The 19,338-nt window shown below is 42.1% G+C and carries 16 protein-coding genes and 1 pseudogene; 2 read left to right on the top strand and 15 right to left on the bottom strand.

The genetic code is table 11. From position 1 onward, the window contains the following. The 9 genes and pseudogenes from V7M78_RS10790 to V7M78_RS10755 all read right to left on the bottom strand — a co-directional run. The coding region (locus V7M78_RS10790) for a phosphoenolpyruvate-utilizing N-terminal domain-containing protein (RefSeq protein ID WP_333649318.1) at positions 1-500 on the bottom strand (500 nt) is incomplete at its 3' end. Between the two features lie 60 nt (positions 501-560). After that, a pseudogene (locus tag V7M78_RS21640) lies at positions 561-842 on the bottom strand (HAD family hydrolase); the annotation flags it as partial. A 91-nt stretch (positions 843-933) separates the two neighbouring features. Further along, entirely contained in the window at positions 934-1,842 is a 909-nt protein-coding gene (locus V7M78_RS10785; RefSeq protein WP_333649315.1) for an ROK family protein, read from the bottom strand. 94 nt (positions 1,843-1,936) lie between these two features. After that, positions 1,937-4,345, bottom strand: coding sequence for a glycyl radical protein (locus V7M78_RS10780; RefSeq protein WP_333649313.1), 2,409 nt, complete (start codon positions 4,343-4,345; stop codon positions 1,937-1,939). Between the two features lie 77 nt (positions 4,346-4,422). Further along, positions 4,423-5,064: a DUF4125 family protein gene (locus V7M78_RS10775; protein WP_333649311.1), complete on the bottom strand. Its 642-nt coding sequence runs from the start codon at positions 5,062-5,064 to the stop codon at positions 4,423-4,425. Then, entirely contained in the window at positions 5,064-5,993 is a 930-nt protein-coding gene (locus V7M78_RS10770; protein ID WP_333649309.1) for a DUF4037 domain-containing protein, read from the bottom strand. Before V7M78_RS10770 ends, V7M78_RS10775 begins: the two co-directional genes overlap by 1 nt. Before the next feature lie 34 nt (positions 5,994-6,027). After that, the gene (locus V7M78_RS10765; protein WP_333649307.1) at positions 6,028-6,210 is read right to left on the bottom strand and encodes a hypothetical protein; all 183 of its coding nucleotides are present in this window, start codon (positions 6,208-6,210) and stop codon (positions 6,028-6,030) included. 81 nt (positions 6,211-6,291) lie between these two features. After that, positions 6,292-7,374, bottom strand: coding sequence for a glycerol dehydrogenase (locus tag V7M78_RS10760; protein WP_333649305.1), 1,083 nt, complete (start codon positions 7,372-7,374; stop codon positions 6,292-6,294). Between the two features lie 118 nt (positions 7,375-7,492). Beyond that, positions 7,493-8,170, bottom strand: a complete 678-nt coding sequence (locus V7M78_RS10755) for a fructose-6-phosphate aldolase (RefSeq protein ID WP_333649303.1) — start codon at positions 8,168-8,170, stop codon at positions 7,493-7,495. Positions 8,171-8,468: 298 nt separating this feature from the next. On the opposite strand from V7M78_RS10755, the gene V7M78_RS10750 reads away from it, so the two are divergent. Further along, positions 8,469-9,362, top strand: coding sequence for a glycyl-radical enzyme activating protein (locus V7M78_RS10750; protein WP_333649301.1), 894 nt, complete (start codon positions 8,469-8,471; stop codon positions 9,360-9,362). A gap of 51 nt (positions 9,363-9,413) precedes the next feature. Here the strand turns inward: V7M78_RS10750 and V7M78_RS10745 are convergent, their stop codons facing one another. The 4 genes from V7M78_RS10745 to V7M78_RS10730 form a co-directional block, all read right to left on the bottom strand. Next, positions 9,414-10,166, bottom strand: coding sequence for a DeoR/GlpR family DNA-binding transcription regulator (locus V7M78_RS10745; RefSeq protein ID WP_333649299.1), 753 nt, complete (start codon positions 10,164-10,166; stop codon positions 9,414-9,416). A gap of 170 nt (positions 10,167-10,336) precedes the next feature. Beyond that, a complete protein-coding gene (locus V7M78_RS10740) occupies positions 10,337-12,514 on the bottom strand; it encodes a PTS transporter subunit IIABC (protein WP_333649297.1) in 2,178 nt (725 codons plus the stop codon). A gap of 775 nt (positions 12,515-13,289) precedes the next feature. After that, positions 13,290-13,847, bottom strand: a complete 558-nt coding sequence (locus V7M78_RS10735; RefSeq protein ID WP_333649295.1) for an NAD(P)H-dependent oxidoreductase — start codon at positions 13,845-13,847, stop codon at positions 13,290-13,292. Positions 13,848-13,964: 117 nt separating this feature from the next. Next, the gene (locus V7M78_RS10730; RefSeq protein ID WP_333649293.1) at positions 13,965-14,837 is read right to left on the bottom strand and encodes a LysR family transcriptional regulator; all 873 of its coding nucleotides are present in this window, start codon (positions 14,835-14,837) and stop codon (positions 13,965-13,967) included. 434 nt (positions 14,838-15,271) lie between these two features. Here V7M78_RS10730 and V7M78_RS10725 point away from each other — a divergent pair, with 434 nt between their 5' ends. Next, complete coding sequence (locus tag V7M78_RS10725; RefSeq protein ID WP_333649291.1) at positions 15,272-15,802, top strand: GNAT family N-acetyltransferase; 531 nt, start codon at positions 15,272-15,274, stop codon at positions 15,800-15,802. 183 nt (positions 15,803-15,985) lie between these two features. Here the strand turns inward: V7M78_RS10725 and V7M78_RS10720 are convergent, their stop codons facing one another. Further along, a complete protein-coding gene (locus V7M78_RS10720) occupies positions 15,986-17,515 on the bottom strand; it encodes a C40 family peptidase (RefSeq protein WP_333649289.1) in 1,530 nt (509 codons plus the stop codon). Between the two features lie 38 nt (positions 17,516-17,553). After that, entirely contained in the window at positions 17,554-18,993 is a 1,440-nt protein-coding gene (locus V7M78_RS10715; protein WP_333649287.1) for a VanW family protein, read from the bottom strand. Positions 18,994-19,338: the final 345 nt, after the last annotated feature.

Below are 19,338 nucleotides of genomic sequence, written 5' to 3'. Positions count from 1 at the left end.
GCAGTCATGGAAGGAGTCAAATCCTTTGCCACGATTACGCTTCCCTCAGGAAGGGATGAAATATCCACCGAAGATACTTCCATAAGGATTTTCTGCATACGCGTCTTAATATCATGCATATCGGTAGCCCTCTGCTGCATCAGCTCGTTCCCCATGGAAGCAAAGGTATCTGCGTAAGTATTGCAGACGTTTTCAATGGCATATTCACTGTTAACGTTCTCCCCTGCAATAATATTTTCGATTTCTCCCATAAGAAACATATCGGAAAAGAGAAGCAGATGGCCGTTTAATATTTCTGCATCCTTAGGCCCTACCCTGGCAGCCAGATCTTTTGCAAGGACCTCGGTTTCCTCAATGGCCTGCTTAACCGCTGCCTGAAAACGGACCTTTTCTGCCTCAGGATCTGCAATGGCTTCCTTTTTGATCTTTAACTCTGTTTCCACCACCACAACAGCTTTTCCAATTCCAATTCCGGCTGACGCACTTGTTCCTCTCATCATAAATGTACTCTCTCCTTATTAATTAAATTTATAGTAATAATCAGTTCAAAATGATATACATTATTGGTCATTGCTGCGGTCAATATAGGCATGATTCTTTCCGCTAATTATGTATTTCTTCATTTCACTGCTGTTAAGCTGCTCTATAATTTTCTTTACATGTTGAGGATACATCGTTTTCATAAAAATTATCTTATCCTGTTCCGTGATACAACTTCCATTTTCAGTCACAAAAATAATATCCGAAATCATCTGTTTAAACAAATGTATCACACCATAATACTGTCTTCCACTGGCAACGGCAAAACGGATATTCTTTTCTTTAAGCTTATCCAGTTGTTTTTTAAACGAGGCTGATTATATGTACCATCATCTTTTAGAAACGTTCCATCCATTATTACAGGTTTTTTTCTTTCATAACTGCCCCCTCCTATTATGAAACCTTTTCTTCTAAAACCTCTTCAGTCATAAAACACTGCAGAGCACCGATGAGATTCGCATCATTTTGGAACTTACAGCACACCACCTCTGCCTGTGGAACACGATAAGGACATGTACAGTACAGCTTCTTCAAATTCTCCCTTATGTACTCAATAAAAACCGGCTGCGCACTGATTCCGCCGCCTATTGCAAACCGTTCCGGGTCCAGTACGTTCTGGAGATTAAAAATCTGTACGGCAATCTCCTTCGTAAATAACTCCAGGCATTTTTTTGCATCTTCATCTCCTTGATGAACAGCTTCAAAAAACCTGACTCCATCCACCTGGCTTTCAGGAATCTGTTTCTTATCCGCATACATTTTACACAAAGCCGGAGTGCTGCACCGATTTCCCCATACTGTTTCATATTCTGGATCTCCATCCCGTATTGTGTTAATATAAGACACTTCCCCTGCTGAAAAATGTTTTCCCCGGTGAAGCTTATGATCCTTGATATATCCCCCGCCGATCATGGTACCTATAATAATCACGAAACCGTCCTTCACATCCTTTAAACTTCCCTTTGCTGCTTCCGCCATGGCTGCGCACTTTGCATCATTTTCTATATGTATTTTTACCGGGCACCTCTGATACAGACTGTGTCTAAAGTAAAAATCATCGTTATACCTTAGAGCACCTCCCATAACGCAGTACCCGTTTTCTGCGTCAATAATTCCCGGCATGGATATAGCAATTCCGTCAACTTCAGGCATTTTATCATAAAGGACACCGATTGCTTCCACTAATTCCTCCCTGCCTGATTTCGGTGTTTCCGCCGACCCCCTGTCCAGAATTATCATGTCTTCATTCATATAAGCGTATTTGATAAATGTTCCACCAATATCCACCGTCAAAACTTTCATCTTCTCTCGTCTCCCACTCCAAACGGACTCATAAAGGGGCTGCCACACTTACGACTTTTCATTGTAGTGCGGCAGCCCTCAGCTTCATTGAAACTTATAACACCTGCTCTGTTCTCTCAATAATATCATCCTGGGTTTGCTTAGAAAGAACATTGAAAAATGCGCTGTAGCCTGCCACCCGGACGATTAAATCCCTGTGTTTTTCCGGCTGTATTTGAGCATCCACAAGGGTATCTCTGGAAACCACATTATACTGTACATGATAGCCATGCAAACGATTAAAGAAGGTTCTCAGCATTGCAATCAATTTCATCTTATCTTCTTCCTTTTCAAGTACCTGCGGTGTTACCTTCTGGTTTAGCAAAACCCCTCCGGTAATCTTTTCAGTCGGCAGTTTGGAGACACTCTTAAATACTGCCGTCGGACCATTTTTATCCATCACATGAGCCGGAGAGCAGCCCTCGGCAAGCGGGGTTCTGGCATTTCGGCCATCCGGTGTTGCCATGGTTCCCTGACCTTGCCCTACATTAGCAGAAATACTTGATGTTCCTGCATATCGAATCCCGCCGATTGGTCCCCGTTCAAACCTGGTATTTGGGTACTTCTCTATTTCATCAATATATTGATTGTAAGCATCAACTACTAACTGGTCGACATAGTCTTCATCATTACCATACTTGGGAGCTTCATTAATCAGCATATTCTGAATCGCTTTTCCCCGCTCACTCTGAAAATCTTCTATCAGAGCATCCCACAACTCTTCACAAGTGATCTTCTTTTCTTCAAATACCAGTTTTTTTATTGCCGCCAGAGAATCCGCCATATTTGCAATTCCTACCTGCAATCCGGAAATGAAGTCATAAATCGCGCCTCCCTCTTTCAGAGTTTTACCGCGGCCGATACAATCATCAACCAGCGCTGAACAAAGAATATCTGGTACATCCCGTTCAAGTGCCAAATCAATGGCATTCTCAACGATAACACTCATTTTTGTCAATTCCCGAATCACTTTATCCCATGCATACTTAAGATCTTCATAAGATTTCATGTCTTTAAAGTGTCCGTATCCTTTCGTAAACCGCCTGCCTGATGTTAAATCAACGCCATCATTCATAGCAACCAACAGAATTCTGGGGAAGTTCAAATAGCTCATTCCGGTACAGCGATATCCCCATTTACCAGGAACCGCTGTCTCCACACAGCCAATGGCACTATAATCGTAAGCATCATCTTCTTTTACGCCCCATTTGATAAACGAAGGAATAATGACTTCATCATTGTTAAAAGCCGGCATACCAAAGCCCAGTTTCATAACCTCAATACATTCACTCATAAACCGATTATCTAAACCAGAATGATATCTGACGGTCAGATTCGGCTGCGGCAGTTTTGTCTGGGAAACGCTGCGTAACACCAGATAGGATAAGTCATTGACTGCGTCCTTTTTGTCTCTGGTCTGACCGCCAATGGTAACATTTTGATACAGTGGACTGCCTGCACTGCTGGCAGTATGAGACTGACTCCGTACCTTATTGACGGTCAGTGTTTTGATCCAGAGATTAGTCAGTAATTCAACGGCACTCTCCTCAGTAATGGAACCATTTTCTAAACTGGCTTTTAAATGCGGATACATGTATTGATCAAAGCGGCCATAAGAAAGTGAATGTCCATTTGACTCAATCTGCAGAATCAGTTGAATGAACCAAACCGATTGAATTGCCTCATGGAATGTTTCAGCCGGATGATAAGGAACCTTTGCACAAATCCGGCTGATTTCAAGCAATTCAGCCTGACGTTTTGGTTCGGCAGTGGCTGCTTTTTCCTTTGCAAGCTGGGAAAAACGTTCCGCATAGGTCTTCACTGCATCAATTACAATCAGTATTGCGTTATAAAAATGGTATTTATCAATATTTTCCGGTATCATCAAATCCAGGTTAGCTTTCTCTCTTTTGGTTCGTTCTTCATAACCAATCAAGCCAATTTCTAATACTTTTTGATACTCCACAGCTAAATGAGCATCACCGGCATTGAGTTTCCCCTCCATACCGAAAAAACCGGTTTCCATAAAAACACTGACTTCTTCCGGCAATAAAGCTCCGCCTTTAGCTCTCAAATTATTGTTATCCCAGAAATCCGCAATGGAACGCAAATCTTCCTTGGTTTTCTCGGTTATGTAAAAAACATCACCATCACGTTTCTCAAATAAATCCAATTCTTTGAGAACAAAGTCCAGAGTGTACTCCGGAAAAATCGGAGCTGCCAGATTGGAGGAAGCCTGATTTCCCACAATCAAAGTTTCATCCTCAATGTAAATTGACATCTTTTCCAGGATATTTTGGAGCATCAGTGCACGTTTCATCACACTTGGCTGATTTTTATGTTTTTTGTAGCTATCCGTTGCTAACAAGGCTCTCTCAGCACAGATCATTGGTTTTGTTTCTAGCACCTTTTCCCGGAAATCATACATCCGTTTGGACAGTGTCCCGAAATAATTCTTCTCCATATTGCATTCCTCCATTTTTATTTGGCATACTATTTTGCTTCTAAACTTACTATACCACTCCATTTTCATTATGTCAATTATTTACTTACATTTGAAATATCATTATCTTTGTTTGAAATATTCTTTTCTGCTTTCTCTAAATTTTCATAGCCATAAGCCCGGGCTGTATACTCCAGAGTTTTTCTGCTCATATTGATTCCTCCTGCCATTTGAAAGGCTGCATACAGGAAATAACTCCGCAGCGTTTTCTCAGAATACGTCAACAGTTCACCAGTCAGATAGGTTTCAATTGAAGTATGGTTTTCGTCATCCTCCTGAGTCAGTACAGGGCGGCCATGTTTCATCACATTGGGATACTGCTCTTCCAGTTCTCTATTCCAGATTTTATGATATTCCACAATTTTTGAAACCAGTTCTTCCTTGGCAGCACTTGCCTCAGGAAGGGCATCCTTGATGGAATCATATTCCTGGGGAAACGTATACTTCATCATTCTGGCATACTTTTCAGTCACCAGATTCCAGTTTTCTTTTGCAGCAGTTTTTAAATCCTCCAGATAGTTTTCCAGAGTTTCCTCGTTCCAGGTTTTAAACTGACTGCTTCTCATGATCACAAAAGTCTCTTTATCGCTCTGGCAGGGGGCAGGCCCTCCTGCATTATTTACACTGGAAAACATGTTCCATTCAAAATCAATTATCTGCTCTGTCAATCTGTCATTCATCAGCATCCCCTCATCATAATTGGTCTGATTCTTATTTCATCATCCTGTATATGACCTACCACTTCCTGACCGTGATCCAGTAAGAAGTCACTGTCTCCCCTGGTCAGGCCCTGGTTTTTCAGCTCTCTTATAACACAACAGCAGATTTCTTCAACCATGGCCTGCTTTTCTTCCGCCTTTCCAACTGCATAAAGACGGCTTAACTGCCCATGGACGCCGGAAAGAACAGGAAGGAATTGAATGCCGTGATGGGCCCATTTATAAAAGGGCATATATCTTCGGTTCAAAAGATATACCATGGAGCAGGCCGCTTCTGTAAACTCACAAAGAGCCATTGCCCCGGCCACTTCCTCTTTCCGCTTTAAGCACCTGGGAAAATTGTATTGACCGCTTTGTGCCATGATGGCAACTCTGGCAGCGATTTTTCTCAGCCTTAAATCTTCTGGATAAAAGCCCTGAAGAGTCTTTCGGATGGCAGAAAATGTACCCAAGTCATCCCGGAATACTTCTCCGTTTACAGCAGTTGCCAGAAAGCTCTCCGGTATGGTTTCCCATTCCCTTAAGGTTTCAGGTCCATAAGATAATCCAGTATACCTCCTGTAGAAATCAGAAATCCGAATAACACCTGTTCTTCCCGCTCCGCCCTGACTTTCCAGTCTTTGAGGAAATCCCTTATATTCCTTTGGCACACAATCATACATCTCCTGCAGACTCTTTCCTATGGATTCATAATCTTCATCCGTCAGCCACATGCAAAAAGAGGGTCCCCAGTCGTGGTCGCGGGACAGTTCATCATCAAATCCCAGGCATTCAGAACCTTCTCCCGAAAGCCCTGTTGCAACCCTGTTTTCATACTGGGGAAAATACCGATGTATCATGGGTACTCCGTATTCTTCATAATACCTCCTGGACAGCGTAAGTCCCTTCATTTCCTTCCTCCGCGTTTTTCCTCCCGGACCAGATTCAGATTATGACATGCCTGATTGTATTCTCCGCTCTCTCCATAGATTTTTCCGATTTCTTCCTTTGCCTGCTGAAGCAGGGGCGGTGATTTTTAATAACATAATTTATAAACTTCTCTACCTCTTCCGGATCCCCTTCCCTGTATTTCTGATCCAATTTGTCATAAAATTCTTTTATGTCCACCGGTATCTCCTTTTAAATGTAAATTTTAATACGAAAAGGGCAACAAGATTTCACTCCTGCTGCCCAGTTTCCGTCTTATGCCTATTCTCTTCCCAGCTTGTCAGCAACCTTCATGGCTGCCAGAACATCTTCCGGACTCACTTCAAAGGGCATATTTCCCATTGTGTCATTGTCGGCACAGCTTGCTTTTGCTGCTTCCATCAATTTTTCATCACTTACCTGATCAATCCCCAGATCTTTAAAGGAAGTGGGAAGGCCGATTTCCTGACAGAATCTGATGATCTTCTGTATTTCTTCCATAGAACGGTTCTCAAGCACCAACTGGGTAATGGTTCCGAAGGCAACCTTTTCCCCATGAAGCATATGGTGACACTCCTCCAACACAGTCAGTCCATTATGAATAGCATGTGCTGCCGAAAGACCGCTGCTTTCAAAGCCGATACCGCTTAAATATGTATTAGCCTCCACAATGTTTTCCACTGCCTTAGTACAAACCTTGCTTTCCACCGCCAATTTAGCCTTCACCCCGTCTTCCAGAAGTGTATCCCGGCACAGTTTTGCCAATGCCAGGGCTGCCTTGGTGGTACGGCCTCCTGCCATGGATACCGCGTCAGCCTTCTCACATGCTGAAGCCTCGTAATACGTTGCCAAAGCATCACCAATACCTGCTGCTAAAAAACGGACCGGGGCCTTTGCAATCACTTCCGTATCCATAATGACCATATCAGGATTGGAAGTCAGAGGAAGGTATGATTCAAACTCGCCGTTTTCCTTATATACAACCGATAACCGGCTGCAAGGCGCATCTGTAGAAGCTGCCGTAGGCACGATGATAACCGGCAGATGGGAATAAAAAGAAACCGCTTTCGATGCATCCAATGTCTTTCCACCGCCAATACCGATCACAACATCACAAACTCCCAGCTTCTCCCGGTGCAGTTCAATTTCCTTTCTGCTGCACTCTCCGCCAAACACATTCATTTCATAAAGCACATTGTTTTCTTCAAAGCTTTTTACGATCTCACTTTTATAGGTGTCATAAATAAATTTGTCCACGATCATATAAGCCCCTTTTGAACCAAGAGCCTGATAATATTCTACTAAATTCTTTAATTCTCCACTTCCTTGAATATAGCTTCCTGGAGATGTAATAATTTTTTTCATTTCAAACCTCCGTTTGCGGTTCATTTAGTTTTATATAAATCTCCCGTTTTTTGATCCTGGTTCCAATAGCCGCCTGCCAAAGCCTCTCCCCGGCATTGATGGCAGGCTTTATCCATTCCTACAGCTTTGTAATATCCACACTTCCGAATATAGATTCCCAGTCCTTTTCGAAATCGTCAATGGCCTTGCCGATAGCAGCCATTCCAAAGGCTTCATGGAGAAGTTCCGGCTGCAGAGTAGCTGTCTGCGCTCCCGCTGCAAATGCGGCATTTACCTGTGCAATGTTTTTAAAGCTGGCTGCCAGAATCTTGGTCTTGTAGCCTCCTAATGCGATCTGGTCTGCCAGACTGGCAATGGTGTCCTCTGCGCTGATATCCAGATTTTCCATCCGGTTGTAATAAGGCGCAATAAAATCGGCACCAGCCTCCATGGCCAGGTACCCTTGGATTTTGGAATAAATGGCAGTTGCTGTTATGCCTGCCCCCTCAGACTTTAAGGCCCTCATTGCCTTTAATCCTTCCTCTGTAGTTGAGATTTTTATGAATACATTCTTATCCACACCTTTCAGGATTGCCTTTCCTTCCTGAATCATGGTATCCGCATCCCGGCCAGTCACCTGGACATGTAAGGAACGTTCCATGCCAATCATCTCCCGGATACGGCAAAAATGTTTAAAGAAGTCGATCTTTCCTTCTTTTTTAATAATGGACGGATTGCTGGTAACCCCAGTGATAGGAAAAAATTCACTGTACTTTTGGATTGCTTCCAAATTTGCAGAATCAAATAAAAATTCCATAATCGTTATCCTTTCTCAACTATATTGTTTTCAATACTCTGGGAAGCCCCGGAAGGCGTGTTCTGGTGTAACCCCTCCTCTTCTTTATTTTGTTCCCGTCGATTAATATTTTGTGGTTTCAGTATACCTTTTCCCAATTACTATGTCAATACTTTCATTTCATTTGAAACTATATTTTTTATGTTTAAAATTTATTTACTTTTATTCGTCCATATGTTATAGTAACCCTATAGTCAGGGATGTTACCACGCTTTAAGATGCCCAGGCTCCAAACTTCAGTAAGGAGGAATTGTTTCAAATGAAAGCAAACATATTTAATATCCAGAAATTCAGCATTCACGACGGCCCAGGCATCCGCACCGTTGTCTTTTTTAAAGGATGTCCTCTGCGGTGCAAATGGTGTTCCAATCCCGAATCCCAGATGCCTCATACCCAGATCTTCTGGAACCGGGAGAAGTGCCTGCATTGCAGGCTGTGTGAAACCAACTGTCCCACCAATAGCATTTCATTTGAAGACAATATCTTTCATTTTAAATACAACACCTGTATCGGCTGCATGACCTGCGTCAATCAATGTCCGGTAAAGGCCCTGGAATATGTAGGGAAACAAATGGCTTTGGAAGAAGTTATGAAAGAAGTTATGAAAGATAAAGATTTTTACGAAGAATCAGGAGGCGGTGTCACCCTATCCGGAGGTGAGGTCCTGTCCCAGCCGGATTTTGCAGCAGCGCTGCTGAAGGAATGCAAAGAAAGGGGAATACATACTGCTCTGGAGACCACAGGCTATGCTCCTTTTCAGACCTTTCAGAAGGTAACAGACTTGGCAGATCTTCTCCTTTTTGATATGAAACATTACGATAAAGATAAGCATCTGGAATACACCAGTGCTTCAAACGAGTTGATTATAGAAAATATGAAGGCGGCCGTCCATTCCGGCAAGCACGTCATCGCCAGAATCCCGGTCATTCCAGATGTCAATGATTCTCTTGCAGATGCAGACGGATTTTGTGATCTGCTCCATGATATAGGAATTAAAGAAGTAAACCTCCTGCCATTTCATCAGTTCGGAGAAAGCAAATACGCCAGACTGGGAATGGAATATGAAATGAAGGATGTAAAAGCACTCCATCCGGAGGATCTGCAGGAATATTTTCAGGTATTTACAGATTCCGGATTTGATGTCAAAATGTAAACGAAATCCCCTGTTTTTGCAGAAAATGCAGACCAGGGGATTTAAACTTTTCTATACTTCTACGACCTCTAAAGCTACTTTATACCGTTCCATTACCTCCCTTGCGCTGTCAGGGATTCCGCTGTCTGTAAACACCATGTTAATATTCTCAAATCTGGACTGGAGCACAACTCCCTGCTGTTCAAACTTGCTGGAATCCGTGAGAATAATGGAATGCCTGGCCGATTCCGCCATATTCTTCATGGCTTCCGCCCGCATCATATCCCCGCAGGTAAAACCCGCCTGAGGAATAAAGCCGTCCGTTCCCATAAAGAATTTATCCACAAAAAATTCCCTGGCACACTTTCTCACCATAGGCCCTACCATAACCTGGGATTCCGTCTGGTAATCTCCGCCTAAAAGTATAATCTTTCCGATAGAAGATTCCCGGATATGGTTTGCAATAAATGCGGAATTGGTGATAATCGTAACATCCTTTTTCTCATTTGCAAGCTGCTCTGCCAGCAAAGCACAGCTGGAACCGGATTCTATCATAACAGTTTCGCCATTGGCGACTATTTCTGCCGCTGCCTTGGCAATCCTAAGCTTAGTATCATACCGCACTGACAAACGGTTGGTAATGTCATCCGTATTCTTGACAGCCGCATATCCATGTTCCCGGATCAGAAGTCCTCTCTCCTCCAGCACGTCCAGATCCTTCCGGATCGTTACCTGGGACACTGAAAGTAATTCCGACAAAATGGACACTTCCACTTTTTTCTGTTCATTTACAATCTGCAAGATTTTCGTCTGCCGATCTGTCATACCATATCCTCCCGTCTTGTTTCATCAGACTTTCGTTTCTGGTTCAATTATAGCATTTACCATTTTCGTATGCAACAGAATTATTGTTATACCGTCTTTCAAGTCTTCAAACAGAGAAAAGGGATATTACAGAATCCGCTTCTGCAATATCCCTTTTCCATAAAATCAATTTACCATCTTCCTACCACTGTTTCTCCGGCTTTTGCCTTCATGCCTGTTTCATAGGAAATCTCCGGCAAATTGGGATTATCCAGTGAAATCACGATTACATCGGGGCACAGCCCCCTGGAACACACAAGATCCTTATCAAATTCCACTAAAGTATCTCCTTCCTTTACCTTCTGCCCCGGAGCCACCAACGCTTTGAAGCCTTCGCCTTTCATATGCACGGTATCAATACCAATATGAATCAGAATATCAAATCCTGCTGACGTATGGATTCCGACTGCGTGATTGGTTCCTTCCATTAATACGGTAACTTCTCCGTCCGCAGGAGCTACTACTTTTCCATCTTCTGGGCAGATTACAACTCCATTGCCCATCATACAGCAGGCAAATGCCTCATCCTTTGCTTCTTCCATTGGTATAACAGTTCCTGTAGCCGCTGCTTTTAACACGCCGCTTTCTGCGGCCTTTTTCCCTGCCTTTTTGCTTTCCTGATTCGTACTTCCTTCTTTATCTTCCTGTTTCAGCGCAGCTTTCCTCTCTGCCTCTGCCCTTTTAGCGGCTTCCGGATCAGCAGATAAATGCTGAACATATTCCTCAAATTCACTCTTAATAATAGACACATGAGGACCATAAATAACCTGGATGCCATTTCCTTTTTTAATGACTCCCTTTGATCCTGTCTTTTTCAAAATGCTTTCCTTAATAGAAGAAGTGTCTGAAAGGGTCAGTCTCAGTCTGGTAGCACAGCAGTCAATATCTATGATATTTTCCAGTCCTCCAAGCCCCTGCAGGATCATAGCGGATACAGAGTCTTTATTCTCACTCTTGTTCTTAAAATCTTCCTTTGTGTAAAGCTTGATCTCGTCTGCATTTTCCTCACGTCCCGGAGTTGCCAGATTGAATTTCAGGATAACAGAACGGAATACAACATAGTAAAGAGCTGCGTATCCGGCAAAAACAGGGAGAATCATCAGCCAGTTTGTCTTTGCCTGTCCCTGAAGAAGTCCGTAAAGGGTAAAATCAATCAATCCGCAGGAAAATGTGGTGCCGATGCAGATGTCCAGCAAATGCATCAGGACAAAAGCCAGTCCTGCAAAAACACAGTGAACAACAAATAATGCCGGAGCAATAAACAAAAATGTAAATTCAATAGGCTCTGTAATTCCTGTCAGGAAGGAAGTAAGTGCGGCTGACACCAGTAAGCCTCCCACTACCTTTTTATTTTCAGGCTTTGCCACTGTATACATGGCATAAGCTGCCGCAGGAAGTCCAGCCATCATGAATGGATATTTTCCTGTCATAAAGCGGCAGGCCTCCACGCTGAACTTTGCCACATTGGGAGAAGCCAGCTCTGCAAAAAAGATGTTCTGCGCTCCTGCCACCGTCACTCCATCCACAACAGCCGTTCCCCCAAGTCCTGTCTGCCAGAATGGAATATAAAATACATGATGAAGGCCAAAAGGTATCAGAGCACGCTCCATAAATCCAAATACAAAGGTTCCAAAGTAACCGGAACCCATGACCACATTACCGACTGCAAAAATACCCTTCTGAATAACAGGCCATACCGCAAACGCAGCAACACCTACCGCAATATGGGCAATGACAGAGATGATCGGAACGAACCGGACTCCCGCAAAGAATGACAGAGCCGCCGGAAGCTGCTGCTTATAAAACCGGTTATGTAAGCCTGCTGTCACAAGTCCTACTACAATACCGCCAAATACGCCCATCTGCAGGGAATCAATTCCGCATACATTGGCAATGGCTCCGTCTAAGACGGTGGAAGATAAACTTCCGTCAGGCATAATCTGCCCGGTCAGTTTCAGCATGGCATTAATCGTAGAATGCATGACAAAAAAAGAAACACCGGAAGACAGAACAGATACTGCTTTTTCATTCTTTGCCATACCAAGGGCAACTGCCATGGCAAAAATCAGCGGCAGGTTTCCAAAAATTGTACTGCCCACCTGGGACATAATAATCAGCAGACCATTTAATATGGTGCCATCCCCCAATACTCCCTGCAAGTTATACGCCTCAATGGTCTTTGCATTGGTAAACGATGCGCCAAGACCCAGCAGCAATCCTGCAATGGGAAGAATAGATACAGGAAGGAAAAAGGATCTTCCTATCTTCTGAATCACCGCAAACACTCCTCTTTCTTTGTTTTTACTCATCGTAAAAAGCCTCCTCTTTATTTTGTTTATCTCCAATTTCCGACATCCTTACACGGAAATGCAGAATTAAAGTAAATACGAAGGTCCGTACCATCTCATGCAGCTACGCCCCAATAAAAGTATCGGATTCCTTCCCCATAAAACAGATCATACCACCGGTTTTGAAACAGAAAAGGATACTGCTGAAATTGTAACTGCCCCGGAGTTTTTCAGATTCAAAAATCCAGGCTTGTCATAACCCCCATAATAACTAAGATCACAACTTCCGCAAGCATAGCCTCTCATGTCTAAAATAGATACTTATGTCCATTGATAATGCAAAGTTAATTTAATGCATTCTGAATCAAGGAAATAAAACAATTTTACGAAATCGAACACTTTACATATGTAATAAAATATTCTTCTTATGAAATTAATTTTATCATATTTTTATAAAATGTCAAGAATGTTTTTATGAATGTAACGTTTTAGTTTTTAAATGAAATTCATTTCCTTTCTAATATAATAATAGTTTTTATTATCATATTAGATGTGAAATCAAATATAATCTTTCCTATGTTTTGATGGTGGGTTAAAATATAAGAAAAAGCCAGTACTTTGCCCATGGACAAGTACTGGCTTTTTAAATTTTTGATATAAGCTCGTAAGGGAGAAGAGAAATATGTGCGGATTAATTCTTTCCCCTTGATCATTTAACATTACTCCATATTTTAAAAACCTATTTACACATAATCTTTAAAACAGATTGATGCAGGCACTGATTCATTTCAGATGATTACAGTGTTTTCACTAATTCAAGCACACGTTTTGCATGAGCAACCGATTTTTCATTCATTGCTGCAAGTGCTTCTGAATTGTCACGGCTCTGGTAAGATACACCGCCTGTATATACAAATCCGGCAAACTCCATACCACACAAGTTGCAGGCAGCCTTAATGAAAGGCAGGAATTCGTCGATCTCATAACCCATGAACGCATCATGATGATAGAATTCTCCTGGTGCCCCTGTTGTAAAGGAAGCAACCAGTTTCTTTCCTCTCAGCTTATCGCCTGTTGTTCCATGGGAAAACCCGTGCTGAAAGGTGTCCTCCATCCACTTGCTCATTAAGGACGGCATCGCATACCAGAAAATCGGAAATTGGAGTATAATGATATCTGCCTTTAAAAGTTTTTCCTGTTCTGCTGCAGCATCGATCTTATAATCCGGATATAATTGATCCAGATAATCAAACTCTGCCTCCGGAAGCTTGTTGCTCAGTTCCTCTAAAATTGTTTTATTAGCAACAGAATCATTTAAGTTGGTGTGTCCTGATACAATAAGAATATTACTCATATTTTTTCTCCTTTATCATTTTCATATAAAAAACAGGCATACCTTTTTTGGTACACCTGAATTTTACTTCTTTTTTCTTATTATGTCTAATGCTTATACTTTATCATCAGTTATTCATTATTTGTATTTCTCCTTTATAAATTCTATAAAGGCAGTTGTTGCCTTAGAGTAAGCCTGATGTTCTTTCCACACAAGAACAGAGCTCAGTTCCAGTTTTGGCTCCAATGGAACAAACTTCATATCATCGTAATCGCAGTCAAGTTTTAAACAGATCACGGCTCCCTTCTTTTCTCTTGCAACAATGACGGCATTATATAACACGTTATAAGTCACACTAAAATCCATCTCTTTTGCAAAATCACCAGACCATCCTATCAGCTCATTATGAACAGGTGTATTTACATGCAGCGTAACTACCAGTGTACCTACAAGATCTCCTGGAAAAATCGCCTCCTTAGAAGCCAGATGAAGGTCTTTATGCAGAAATACTCCCCACTGTTCCTTCGTTTTCATGCGGACAAAATTATAATTTGTAATGCTGACAGGTTCCAGCAGTAAGCCCAAATCTAAATTCCCCTGCTCTATTTTTGCCTTGATGTCTTCATTGTTGCTGCTGTATAGTTCGAACTTTACCTGCGGATGCATTTCCTGGAAACCATTAATAATCTTTGCAAGTTCTTTTACACTGTGGGTTTCTCCGCAGCCAACGGAAACCAGCCCCGTTAATGTTTCTTCTTTCTGAATCAGCTCACTTTTTGCTTTGTCAGCAAGATCGACCAATTCCTGCGCTCTGCGGCGAAACAGCATTCCTTCATCCGTCAGATAAATACTATGATCACTGCGTCTGAAAAGTTTTACTCCCAATTCTTCTTCCAACCGGCTTAACTGACGTGATAGTGTGGGTTGCGTAATTTGTAATAACCTGGATGCTCTTGTTACATTTTCTTCTCTGGCAACCATGAGAAAATAATTAAGAACCCTGATATCCATATAGTCAGTCCTCCTGCTATCATTTATTATTTACATATCTCTCACTTGTTATTTTACTTTTGAATTTCTTTTGACGCAATGATTTTTGTAATATTCACATGACCATAAGTATCCGCATTGTATTGCCTATAAGCAAATACCATATTGTGATGCTTTACAAAATCAAAAAGTCGATGCGAATATATGAAATCAACTCTTCCTTTTTAGAGGTTTGCATAGAAATTGTTATGTTTTCGTTGTATACTGTTTATGGCTTATTATACCAGGGCCGCCGAATCAGATGTCAAAAATACGATTGCGCTCATGTGTGCATTTGTTATTTTTGCCTGTTTCATTATATTAACGATGCCAATTATGTCATCTAATATAGGGTAGAGAAGATTTATGTGTTTTCATAAATTTTAGAAATATCAGTTTGAATGGAGAATACAGACGTGAATATCATACGAAAAGCGAAACCAAAAGACATTGATGCAGTAGCACTGATTTTTGAACATATTATAGAGGAAGAAGAAAAAGGCAGATGTACCGTGGGCTGGCAGAGAGATGTCTATCCAACCAGGAATACAGCATTGGCGGCATTGGAACATGATGATCTGTTTATTATGGAAGAAGACCAGGAGGTTGTCGCTGCAATGCGCCTGAACAAAGAGCAGGTTCCTGAATATCAGAAATGTCAATGGGAATATCCTGCAAATGATGATCAAGTGATGGTAATGCATACACTTGTGGTGGAACCTTCTGTGAAAAAACGTGGCTATGGAAGAAAAATGGTAGAGTTTTATGAGAAATATGCAAGTGAGAACAATTGTCCTTACTTAAGAATAGATACTAATTCTTTAAATAATCGGGCGCGGGCATTGTACAAGAGCTGCGGATATAAAGAAATCGGCATTATCCCCTGTGTTTTCAACGGCATATCAGGAGTAAATCTGGTGTGTATTGAAAAAAAGCTGGATCTATAGAAAATTTCTCCAATTTCACATAAATGGAGACTGTTTCAAAGTCTGTGTAAATGGAAACTGATGTAAAACCTTAATAGCCATTTATGGGCAAGGCCATTTTTTTCCGGTCCTTGCCCATACTCCTATTATAAAATTCATTTTAAAGGAAAACTCTGTTGGGTAAGTTTCCATTCACATCTATAGTTAAAAAATCCTCCATGCTACAATAAAATTATCCCTCCACCACTTAGTTCTTTGGCGGTAGACAACCTTTCCATTACCTGATGAGGCATCAATCACCTTACCATTTTCTGCTGCAATCCCCATGTGTCCCTTCTCTATCACAATGTCGCCAGGCTGAATATCATCATAATTTGTGATCTTTTTATACTTACCGATTGATCTCCAACCGCTGGAGGTCAAATAGCTTTGTCTTACACCAATCTGATTCAGACTCCAATACACAAAACCGGAACAATCAAAAGAATTAGGCCCTTTGGCACCCCAAACATATTTTGAACCTACTTTGGAAGCCGCAACATCTAACAGAGCCTGTACATTACCGCTGACTGCACCGCCTCCGCCTGTTTTATTATCAGTGCTGCCCTTTCCGCTTCCCGTCAAACTGCCTGCCTTGGCTTTTACCACATTGTCACCGGTAAGTGCTGCCATGGTTCTGATTCCAACTGTACCATCGGCTGTCAGCCTGTTATTTTCCTGAAAGGACTTCACTGCCTTTTCTGTAATTTCTCCATAGTATCCAGTCACGTTTCCAGAGGGCAGATACCCATGGTTACTTAACAGGTTCTGCACTCTTGCAACGCTTTCACCTTCTTCACCAATCACCAGACCATTGGGCCTTGCTCCCGAATTTCTTAATTCCACACGGGTCGAAGGGCCCAGATATCCGTCTACAACCAGACCGTTTCTGGACTGAAACTGCTTTACTGCCTGAACCGTATCATTTCCATAACTTCCATCCGGTACTGTCGTCAGATATCCCAGTTCTTTTAATCGCTGCTGAGATGCCAAAACCACCTCATTTTTCTCTCCGTAGGCCAGAAAATTAGGTTTTACCTCCTCACTGTAAAGCAAGTTTATCGTCTTCTGTCCCACCTTTCCATCTGCTGAAAGCTGGTTTACCTCCTGCAGTTTAAGAACTGCCGCTTCCGTCAACTCATCAAATGTGCCATTTACCTCATTTTCTGATGTCAAATACCCCAGCTCATAAAGCCTGTTCTGAACTCTCTTTACATCCGATCCGGCTATGCCCAGTGAAATTGCATAATATTTCGCCTCAGGTGACATGATTGCCGCAAGAGTGGCAGGACCTGTAATACCGTCCTGTGCCAGATTATTTTGCCGCTGAAAGGCTTTCACCGCATCTGCCGTCACCGGTCCGTAGAACATGGTCGGCTCATCATTCTCCATAAATCCCAGTTCCATCAGTCTTGCCTGAAGGTCAGCTACCGAAGAATGCTCAGTACCCTCTGTCAGGTTTTCAGGGGCCGGGGCCTCGGTACTGCCCTCTGTTTCCGGTTCAGAAGCGCTCTCCATTTGCTGGTCAATCACGATGTTTGTTTCATTCTCCGCTGATTCTTCATTTTTCACACGCTCTGAAACAGCGTTCTCAGGCTTTTTTGTGTTTTTTATTGTTTGATAAATAAGTGCTGATATGGCAATCACTGCCAGCAGCAATATGACCGCCTTGTACTTTTTAATAACTTTTTGCATGCCGTATTTTATTCCTTTCAGTTTCCTTCTCCTGTTCCTTACCTTATGTCATTGACTGCTGTTCCCGGTCCTTGAGGCTTTTTTTCCGGCTCTATGGGGACAGGAAATGGAATTTGTATTTCATTGCTTTCATCAAGTTCCGGTGCCTGACTATCGGGCACTGTATCCCGCTCATTTTCCTTCGGTGAAACAGTCTCCGCAGCAGCTGTGGACTCCACCGGCTGTGCTTTTGTCTCTGGTGGTGCTGTTTCAGCAGGAATTACAATTCCAGAAGTATTTCTCTTTACAACACCGGCCTTTCCTTTATAGGTACTGGTGTGGAAATAGTCGTCCTTAATTATCTTTCCATCCTTTGAAGTGATCAAATAAGTCTTCCAGGTGCTGCCCATCACTCCCTTTGTTGTTTCTACCTCCTGCCCAGGCTGCAGAGTTTGGTCTTCCTCATACTTTGGAGCAGGCGGATCATACTCTTTCACCTTCTCAGACCGCATCGACACCTTAACGCCTTCCTCCAGGATCGGCATGCTGACAATTGAGACAGTCAGTTTTTTATTTTCAAAAACAGCACGGATTGCAACAGATGTGTTTTGTCTATTTACAAACCTCAAATCCGGCCCGCTGTAACCGTCGTAGCTGACCATGGAATCCTCCCCTGGAATTACATAGGACGGCTCAAAGCTATGGGGATTGCGCTCTGTTGTTTTAATACCCGAAAAAATGATTGCATTATATAACGTAGAGGAAACCTGGCAGACACCTCCGCCAGGCTCTTCAACAAACTCTCCATTCCGATATGCTCCGGCAGGTTTATACCCTCGTTCAATGGTCCTGTTGCCTGTCGTCTTATTAAATGAAAACTCCTCTCCTGGGAAAATAACCAATCCGTTCAAAGCATTTACTGCTAAGTTGATATTATTGTTTCGATTCTGGTTATCGGTCGTTACCGTTGAAAAGCTCCCGATCACTTTATATTCTTTTTTTGCCCCGGCTGCTGAAAGCTTGGGAGACTGTTTACTGCTCTCCACAAGAATCGTCTCTTCAAATTTCTTGTTTTTCACTGCATTCATCACATCCTGAACGGCTTTTTCCTCATTGATTTCTATACCATTCTCTCCTTCAGAGTAAATCCATCTTTTATTTTCCTCATCCCAGCCTGTTAATTGTCCATTTAATGGAGCTTTATTCCATTTCGCAGCTGCTTTTTCTATCTGAGACCTTATACTGTCCTCAATATCTGATAAATCTAAACTGTATATCTCATTCCCATCACTTTCATCTTCAGAAAATATTTTTCCCACTAAATCCTCCACCTTCTGGGGCAGAGGATTTTCTAAGGGTTCCATTTTGTCATCATATCCCAGTTGGAGATTCCAGATATATGTATCCAGAAGTATTTCTCTCGTTTCTTCTTTTGTCAATCCTACGACAGATATATTATCAATTTTAACAGTTCTTACTGCGCTCATCGAAGTTTCCATTTCTGTCTCCGGGATTATTAACTCTGCAATCGTCTCATCCCCAGGGGGATGTGCCTCCGCACTGATGACACCTTTTCCTCTGCGAATCAATGATGAAATGTAAAAAAACGCAGCAATCAAGAAACACGAAATAACCACGCCCTGTATAATCATGCCAATATGAATCCTTTTTTCTTTATACGAATGTACCGTCTTTTTTTTCCGGCTCCCTCTTCCCCCATTTCGGTGTTCCCGCATCCTTCCTGCTCTCCTTCCTGCTTCCACTTTTATTCCAATCTATTATTTTTTTATCATTTGTTTCAGTTGTTCAATTCTGCCGCATATTTATCATACTAAGAGAATGTG

The organism is Lacrimispora sp., assembly GCF_036758025.1.
Taxonomy (GTDB): domain Bacteria; phylum Bacillota; class Clostridia; order Lachnospirales; family Lachnospiraceae; genus Lacrimispora.
This window is presented reverse-complemented; position numbering and strand designations above follow the sequence as displayed.